Annotated in this window: 6 protein-coding genes and 1 pseudogene; all 7 read right to left on the reverse strand. The window is 52.6% G+C overall.

What is annotated here, in order from left to right:
* Positions 1-234, reverse strand: a pseudogene (locus tag IBX50_RS15030) (acetoacetate--CoA ligase); the annotation flags it as partial.
* 17 nt (positions 235-251) lie between these two features.
* Positions 252-2,129, reverse strand: a complete 1,878-nt coding sequence (locus IBX50_RS15035; RefSeq protein WP_292257111.1) for a methyl-accepting chemotaxis protein — start codon at positions 2,127-2,129, stop codon at positions 252-254.
* 84 nt (positions 2,130-2,213) lie between these two features.
* Positions 2,214-2,987 (reverse strand): 3-hydroxybutyrate dehydrogenase, encoded by a 774-nt coding sequence (locus IBX50_RS15040; protein WP_292257112.1) that lies wholly within the window; start codon positions 2,985-2,987, stop codon positions 2,214-2,216.
* A 37-nt stretch (positions 2,988-3,024) separates the two neighbouring features.
* On the reverse strand, positions 3,025-4,365 hold the full coding sequence (locus IBX50_RS15045) for a TRAP transporter large permease subunit (protein WP_292257113.1): 1,341 nt from the start codon (positions 4,363-4,365) through the stop codon (positions 3,025-3,027).
* Positions 4,355-4,966 carry a TRAP transporter small permease subunit gene (locus IBX50_RS15050; RefSeq protein WP_292257114.1) on the reverse strand — a complete coding sequence of 204 codons (612 nt, stop codon included), beginning with the start codon at positions 4,964-4,966 and terminating at the stop codon, positions 4,355-4,357. The genes IBX50_RS15045 and IBX50_RS15050 overlap by 11 nt, the downstream gene beginning before the upstream one ends.
* Complete coding sequence (locus tag IBX50_RS15055) at positions 4,966-6,018, reverse strand: TRAP transporter substrate-binding protein (RefSeq protein ID WP_292257115.1); 1,053 nt, start codon at positions 6,016-6,018, stop codon at positions 4,966-4,968. Before IBX50_RS15055 ends, IBX50_RS15050 begins: the two co-directional genes overlap by 1 nt.
* A 306-nt stretch (positions 6,019-6,324) precedes the next feature.
* Positions 6,325-7,789, reverse strand: a 1,465-nt coding sequence (locus IBX50_RS15060) for a sigma 54-interacting transcriptional regulator (protein ID WP_366930737.1), incomplete at its 5' end; no start/stop codon positions are given.

The following is a 7,789-nucleotide window of genomic DNA, read 5'->3' on the forward strand; positions in this document are numbered from 1 at the left end:
TTCCAGTACCTGACTGCCCTGTTCAGCGGCCACCACTTCACCAAACTCCCACATCAGTTCCCAGAATTCTTCTGGGTTGACTACACTCCACTGATGCAGATCTGCGTAGTGCAGCAGGTGTTGTTGGTAACGATCATTCACCCGCTGCATAAAAGCAGACAGGGGACTGTCTTTGATGGTGGCGGCAGTGGGCTGCCAAAGGGGCTGAGGCTGGATCTGAGGCACATAAGTCATTGTTGTTTTTCTCCTGTTTATATCTGAAAACGCTGCAGATCACGGGTCAGGTCATCCGCTTGGCGGTGTAACTGGCGGGTGGCCGCCAGCAGGGTTTCCACCCGTAATTGTTGCTGGCTGACCAGCCCCGCCACCTGATCCATATCGGAAGTCATGCTGCTGGTGGTATCTGCCACCTCAGCAACGGATGTACGCACCTGATTCATTTTTTCTGAAGATGCACGGCTGGCCTGTTGAATGCCTTGTACCGCCTGTAAAGCTTCACGCCCCATGTGCCGCCCTAATGCCACCTGTTCCCGCGCCGCTTCCACCGAACCGATGGTGGTATCGGTATCCCGGCGGATGCCGTTTATGCGCCCACCAATATCATGGGTGGCCTGAGCCGTCTGTTCGGCCAGTGTACGAATTTCATCCGCCACTACCGCAAACCCGCGTCCGGCATCACCCACTCGCGCAGCCTCAATGGCAGCATTCAGCGCCAGCAGATTAGTCTGCTCAGCAATGCCGTTAATCAGTTCCAGCACACCACCAATTTGCTGGGAATGTTCACCCAGATGACCAACTCGCTGATCAATGTCTTGCATCCGAGCAGTAATAGCTTCCAGTGCTTCTATCGCCTGTTGAATCACTTCACCGCCCTGATTGGCAGCCTGATCCGTCTGCCCCGCAGCAGCTTCCACTTCGGTAGCCGCCATGGCCATCTGATCAGTGGTGGCACTGATTTCTTCCATTGCCGCCGCCAGCACATCACTGCGACCATGTAATTGCTGGCCTTCTTGCTGTAAACCACCAATCTGTTCTTCCATGGTGGTGGCCATCTGCAACAACTGCTGGTTACGGGATTTTAAGCCACCCACCAAACCCGTCAGGGATTCCACCGTCTGATTAACCCCCTGCGCCAGTTGATCAAATTCATCCGCCTTATTTTTGATGCTCAGCCGCTGGCGCAAATCACCCTCAGCCACCAGCTGCAGGAAACCCAGCAGCTCTTTCAGACGCTGATGCAAACGACGATTCAGCAACACCACTGCCAGTACCAACAGCAGGGTCACCAACAGGCCACTAATCAGCATCATGCTCTGCTGACGGTTTGCCTGACGTTCGGCTTGTTGTTCGGCCTGTTGCAGTTGCTGACCGGCAACCTCACGCGCCTGACGATGCAGGGCGGTCAGCAATACCTGACGCTGTTCCAACAGGGTGGTGTTATTGTTTTCCAGCTCCAACCGCAGACGAATCAAAGTGGTACTGGCCTGACGATAAACCTGTAGTGGCTCGGCAAAATCTTCATCAAATCCGATACGCTGCAGGTGTGCAGCAAAGGTTTCCATACCACCCTGCCAACGACTGATGGTCTGTTGTTCGGGGGTAATAAAAAAATCTTTTTCCAGATTACGCACATCAGCAAAACGCGATACCAACGCGGCCAGCCCGGTTAACTCATCCATCAATACTGCAGCGGCTGCACCCAGCTCACCCTGTGCACCTTCTGTAGCGTTCATACCAAAAGCCAGCTGGGTTTCCAGCGTCTGTTGCAGTTGCCGCAAAAAAACTTCACCCTGCTGCTGCAGACCATCATGCCCAACCAGCACCTGTTGTAACCGTGCAGGCAAACCCGCCAGCTGTTGTTGCAGCGCCTGTAGTCCCTGTGGCTGCAGGTTCTCGCGCTGCAGTTCCAACTGCAGGATTTCTGTCTCCAGCGCCTGTATATCCAGCGCCAGATTTGCTGTTCTTGTCACTTCAGAAAATGCTCTGCTTTGTTGTTTTAAGCCATGGAGACCGGCAGCAACCAGTAACACCAAACCAACCAGCAAAAGTAGCAGCAGCCCCCATAGAGCCTGCCGGAAAGACAGCTGTAACTTCATGGAATCACCCTTGTTATTGTTGTTTTCAGGCACAAGTCTTCCCCTCTGCTGAACGGGCTGAATAAAGCCCGTGGCAGAAACAGAAGTCCTTTCAGGGAAAATCAGTGCAGAGAGGTTTTACTGGGTGGTGTAACCACCATCAATCACAACCGCTTGGCCGGTGATGCCACGCCCTCGACCACTGGCTAAGAACAGGCAGTAGTCCGCCACTTCGCGGGGTTCCAGCAGGCGTTTTTGTGGCACCAGCGGATAAATCACTTCTTCCAGTACCTTTTCCAGCGGCACACCCCGTGTACGCGCCAGATCATTCAGCTGACCACGCACCATTTCGGTATCCACATAACCGGGGCACAAGGCATTCACGGTGATGCCATGAGCCGCTCCTTCCAGTGCCGCCACCTTGGTCAGCCCAATCACACCATGTTTGGCTGAGTTGTAACCGGCCTTACCGGAGAAACCCACTAACCCGTTGATGGAGGCCAGATTAATGATGCGTCCACCCTGCTGGCGTTTCATCACCGGGAACACCTGCTGAATGGTCAGGAAAGGTGCCACCAGCATGATGTCCAACAGTTTGCGAAAACGCTCGGACGGAAAATCCTCAATGGGTGCCACATGCTGCAAACCGGCATTGTTGATTAACACATCCAACCCGCCAAATTGATCAACCACCTGTTGTACGGCTGCTTTCAAACCGGGCTCATCAGTGACATCACAGGCCACACCAAGACGATCCGGCCCGGCACCACCCAGACGATCCAGTGCATCGGCCAGTGCATCCCGATCCAGATCCAGAATGGCAACACGTGCGCCTTCCTCCAGAAAGGCTCTGGCAATTTCTAATCCGATGCCTTTGGCGGCACCGGTAATTAATACACGTTTACCTGACATAAGTTGTTCCTCTCTCAGCATCTCAATTCATCTCTTGTCACAGTAAACCCGGCAGCCAGAGCACGATGGCCGGGAACAGGATGCACAACAGCAGGCCTGTCAGCTGCAGCAGCACATAAGGAATAATGGATTTGTAAATGGTGGTGATTTTGATCTGACCTTCAGTGATGCCTTTGAGGTAAAACAGGGCATATCCGAAGGGTGGTGTCAGAAAACTGGTTTGCAGGTTGATGGCCATCAGGATGGCAAACCACACCAGTGTAGCCTGAGCACTCATGCCAAAATCCAGCAGACTGATCACCGGCAGCAACAGTGGCAGTACCACATAACTGATTTCTATCCACTCCAGAAAAAAACCAAGCACAAAAATCATCAGCATGATTGCCAGCAGCAGACCGTAAGGCCCCAAGCCGGTGGCGGATACCAGATCCATAATCAGGTAATCCCCGCCGAGGCGTTTGAACACCAGACTGAAAACGGTGGCTGTAATCACAATGAATACAATCATTGCGGTACTTTTGGCGCTGTCGTAACAAACATCCCGCAGGGTGATGTAACTTAATTTACGGCCAACCACGGCCAGCAGGATGGCACCCAGTGCACCTATGGCAGCTGCCTCGGTCGGAGTGGCAATACCGGCCATGATAGAACCCAGCACGGCGACCATCAGGAATACCGGTCCAACCAGATCCCGCAGCAGTGCCAGCGGCAGCGGTGTGGTGTCGGTGGTGATATCGTCCTTATCAACCAGCGGCATCCAGTCAGGTTTTAGATAACCCGTCACCAGCAGGTAAATAATGTACAAAGCGCCCAGCATCAGACCGGGAATTAATGCCGCTTTAAACAAGTCACCCACGGAAACCTGCATGATCGAACCCATCAACACCAGCATGATGGACGGTGGAATCAGAATACCGAGCGTGCCGGATGCTGCAATCACACCACAGGCCATTTCTTCCTTGTATTTTTGTTTCAACATCACTGGCAGCGCCAGCATACCCAGCATCACCACCGAGGCACCCACTATGCCGGTACTGGCCGCCATCACAACACCCAGCAAGGCAACGGAGATGGCAAGACCACCCCGCACCCGCCCGAACAGGCGCTGCAAGGTCAGCAGCAGACGACTGGCAACACCGGATTTTTCCAGCATCAACCCCATAAATACAAACAGCGGGATGGCAATGTAGAGCCAGTTTTCGATTACACCACCATAAATGCGGGAGCCGGCCATACCCATAAACGGCAGGGGAATTTCGCCGATAAAAGCAAAAATAATCGCCAGACCACCCAACACAAAAGCCACCGGATAACCGGTGAAAATACCAACCAGCAAAAATACCACCATCAGAATGGGCAAGAGGTACTCAGCGAACATGAAAAGACTCCTGCGCAGCACGTTGTGGATCCAGCACTGCAGCAAGACTCTGCAGCACACGCCCGAAGGCACCCAGCGTCATAAATACCAGCGCCACTGACAGTGCACCCTTGATGACAAAACGATCGGTCAGGCCACCAAAATTGGACTGTTCACCCGAGTTGTAACTCATCATCACTTGTGGCCAATAGAGGTAAGCCACCAGCAGACAAAAGGGGATCAGCATCAACAGATGCCCGGTCAGATCAACCAGATGGCGGGTACGCGGTGAAAAGCGGTGATACAGCAGATCCACCCGAACATGGGCATTGGTATGCAGTGCATAGGTGGAGGCAAACAACACCAGCACCCCGTAGAGATACCACTGCAGTTCGGTGGCAGAGTTGATGGTAAAAGCACGCCCGAACAAGAACACCGGCTCATTCCAGCGCAGCAGTTCATTCATGCCCAGAGCATTCATTACAACGGTGAGCAGGACAGCAACTATGACCACCAGTATCAGCCAGCTGGTCATGCGTCCGACCCGGATACCGACCCCTATCAGGGGTCGGGATACCAGATCAAGTGCCGCCGCCACACGCAGGTGAACGGCGTTTTTCATTACTTCAGCTCCTGCAGTTCATACCATTCTTCAATCAGTTTGGCATGTGCAATCAGTGACTCATAAGCCTCTTTAAACTGAGGGTTTTGTGCCATTTCTTCAGCAACCACTTCTTTCCATGCAGCTTCCAGCGCGGTCAGGGTTTCATCATTAAAACGACGAACCTGAATGTCACTTTTAGCCTGCATACGCGCCAGTGCTTTCATCTGCTGGGGTGGTGCTTCAGTCATGGACCAAGCCAGTGTGGAGCGGCAAGCAGTTTCAAACTGCTGCTGCTGTTTTTCGCTGTACTTGTTCCAAACGTTCTTGTTGATGATCAACGAGAACCAGCTGGCTGACTGGTGCCAACCGGGGAAGTAGTAGTATTTGGTAATGTCATCAAAACCCATCACCTCATCCACCTGAGGTACAGAGAACTCGGCACCATCAATACGACCACGCTCCAGCGCCAGATAAATTTCACCACCGGGGATCAACTGGGTAGACGCACCGAACTTGTTGAGTACACGAGCACCCAGGCCGGAAATGCGGAAGCGCAGGCCATCAAAGTCTTTGATCGAGTTGATTTCTTTGTTGTAAAAACCACCGGTTTCCTGCGGGGAAACAAAGCAGGGTAATACCTTGATGTTGTACTGATCATAAGCTTTCTGAATGTATTCAGTACCACCACCGGACCACATCCAAGAGGCAAAGGCTTCCGGTGTTGGACCAAAAGGCAGGGCACCATACAGGTTCAGCAGCGGAATAGTGCCTGCCCAGTAACCCATCCAGTCCCAACCGGCATCGACTGCACCGGTTGATACTGCGTTAAACACCTCAAAAGGCGGCACCAGATCACCCGGCTCATAAACCCGGAAACTGATCTTGCCATCAGATGCTGTGTTGATTTCCTTTGCCATGTACTGAGCACCGGCACCAAGGAAGTTGTTGGTGGCAAACACACTGGCCACATCAATACGGCGCGGACCATCAGCCATTGCAGTGGAGGAGATTGCCAAGGTGGCAGCAGTTGCCACGGCTCCAATAGCCGTAACAAGGGGTTTCTTGATCATGGGTGCTACTCCTGATTTTTATGTTTGTTCTTGAGAACACTCGACCGCCTCATGGACGGGTGACTACCCCTATTACAAGACACATGCCAACGTCATAAAAAATTGTTTAAAAACAAACAAATAAACTTGCATCTGACGTTAACGTCAAGCCGCATCAAGGAAGCCACAAGGATTTATTCCGGTTTTACGGAATTTTTATGTAGTATTTATGAAACAAAGGCGTGGTTACTGGCTTCTCACCTGTCCGGGAAAGCGGAATGATTCCGGAAATACGGAAAAAGCAGGAGGATCAACAAGAAATGCAGTTTAGAGGTCGGTATTCAGCTGATATTTTGTCAGCTTGTCATAAAGGGTGGTTTTGCTGATGCCCAGCAGTTTTGCAGCCAGCAGACGATTGCCATCACAGGCCACCAGTGCTTCTTCGAGGATTAGTTTTTCAGCTTCACCAATACGTTCTTTTAGGGTACCGCGATACACCACTGGCTCGGATACCTCGATACCTTCCGTCAGTGAAGCAGGCAACGCCTGCAGGGATATTTTGTGTCCCTGACTGAGATAAAAAACAGATTCGATGGCATTTTCCATTTCTCGTACATTACCCGGCCAGGAGTATTCCAGCATCCGGGTTAAGGCATGAGCCGTCAGTTTGGGCGCACGTCGCCCGGTGCGGTTGGCAAGTCGAGTCAGAAAGTGTTCCGCCAGCGCCGGAATATCCTCTCGCCGATCCCGCAAGGGTGGCAGTTCCACCGACACCACATTAATACGGTAATAAAGGTCTTCACGAAACTCGCCCAGCTCCACCCGTTTTTCCAGCGGCTGGTGGGTGGCGGTGACCAGTCGTACATCAATCTTAACCAGCCGGTTGGAGCCAACAGCTTCCACTTCCCGATCTTGCAAGACCCGCAGCAGCTTGGCCTGCATACTCAGAGGCATGTCACCAATTTCATCCAGAAACAGCGTGCCACCATCCGCCAACTGGAACTTACCCTGTTTGCCGCCTTTTTTTGCCCCGGTAAAAGCACCTTCTTCATAACCAAACAGCTCCGCCTCCAACAGGTTTTCCGGAATCGCTGCGCAGTTGATTTTGATAAAAGGTCCACGGGAACGTTCGGACAAAAGATGCAGAGCATGAGCATACAACTCTTTGCCGGTGCCGGATTCACCGCGGATTAATACCGAAGCATCTCCACCGGCCACCTTTTTGATTTTGTCATTAACGTGTTGAATCAGCGGACTGCGACCAATCAGATCATTCAGGTGATAACGGGCACCGGTCTGCTCTTTGTCCAGTGCCCGCCGGTAGAAATCCAGCTCCGAGACCAGCGCCTTGATTTGGGTGTTCATCTGACGCCACTCATGGGTGTCATGAAACAGCACTGTGCCAATGCCACCCACCACCTTGCCACCCTCACGAATCGGATAACGGTTGGCAATCATGTGGCGACCACGCACTTCCTGCAGACGCGACAATTCCGGCTGACCACTTTCCACCACCCGATGCATCTGGGTGTTTTCAATCACATCAGTGACCAGCAGCCCGTACACCTCCTCCCGCTTCAAACCCAGAAACAGGGCATAAGGCTGATTCAGGAAGGTGATGCGCGCTTCGGCATCCACCACTACCAACCACTCATCCAGAGCATCCAGCGCCTGAGACAGCCGCTGCAGGTTCAGCATCTGATTGTTGTTGGGCATGCCTGCTCCATCAATAAATTTTAGGATCAGCCGGATCAGGACGGGTTTTAAAACGCCGGTGCATCCACATGTATTG

The sequence above is a fragment of the Marinospirillum sp. genome, from assembly GCF_014859565.1.

What these genes read in the sequence shown, in the direction of transcription:
- IBX50_RS15040 (WP_292257112.1), bottom strand. Translation starts at nt 2,987, where the DNA reads ATGTCAGGTAAACGTGTATTAATTACCGGTGCCGCCAAAGGCATCGGA.
- IBX50_RS15045 (WP_292257113.1), bottom strand. Translation starts at nt 4,365, where the DNA reads ATGTTCGCTGAGTACCTCTTGCCCATTCTGATGGTGGTATTTTTGCTG.
- IBX50_RS15050 (WP_292257114.1), bottom strand. Translation starts at nt 4,966, where the DNA reads ATGAAAAACGCCGTTCACCTGCGTGTGGCGGCGGCACTTGATCTGGTA.
- IBX50_RS15055 (WP_292257115.1), bottom strand. Translation starts at nt 6,018, where the DNA reads ATGATCAAGAAACCCCTTGTTACGGCTATTGGAGCCGTGGCAACTGCT.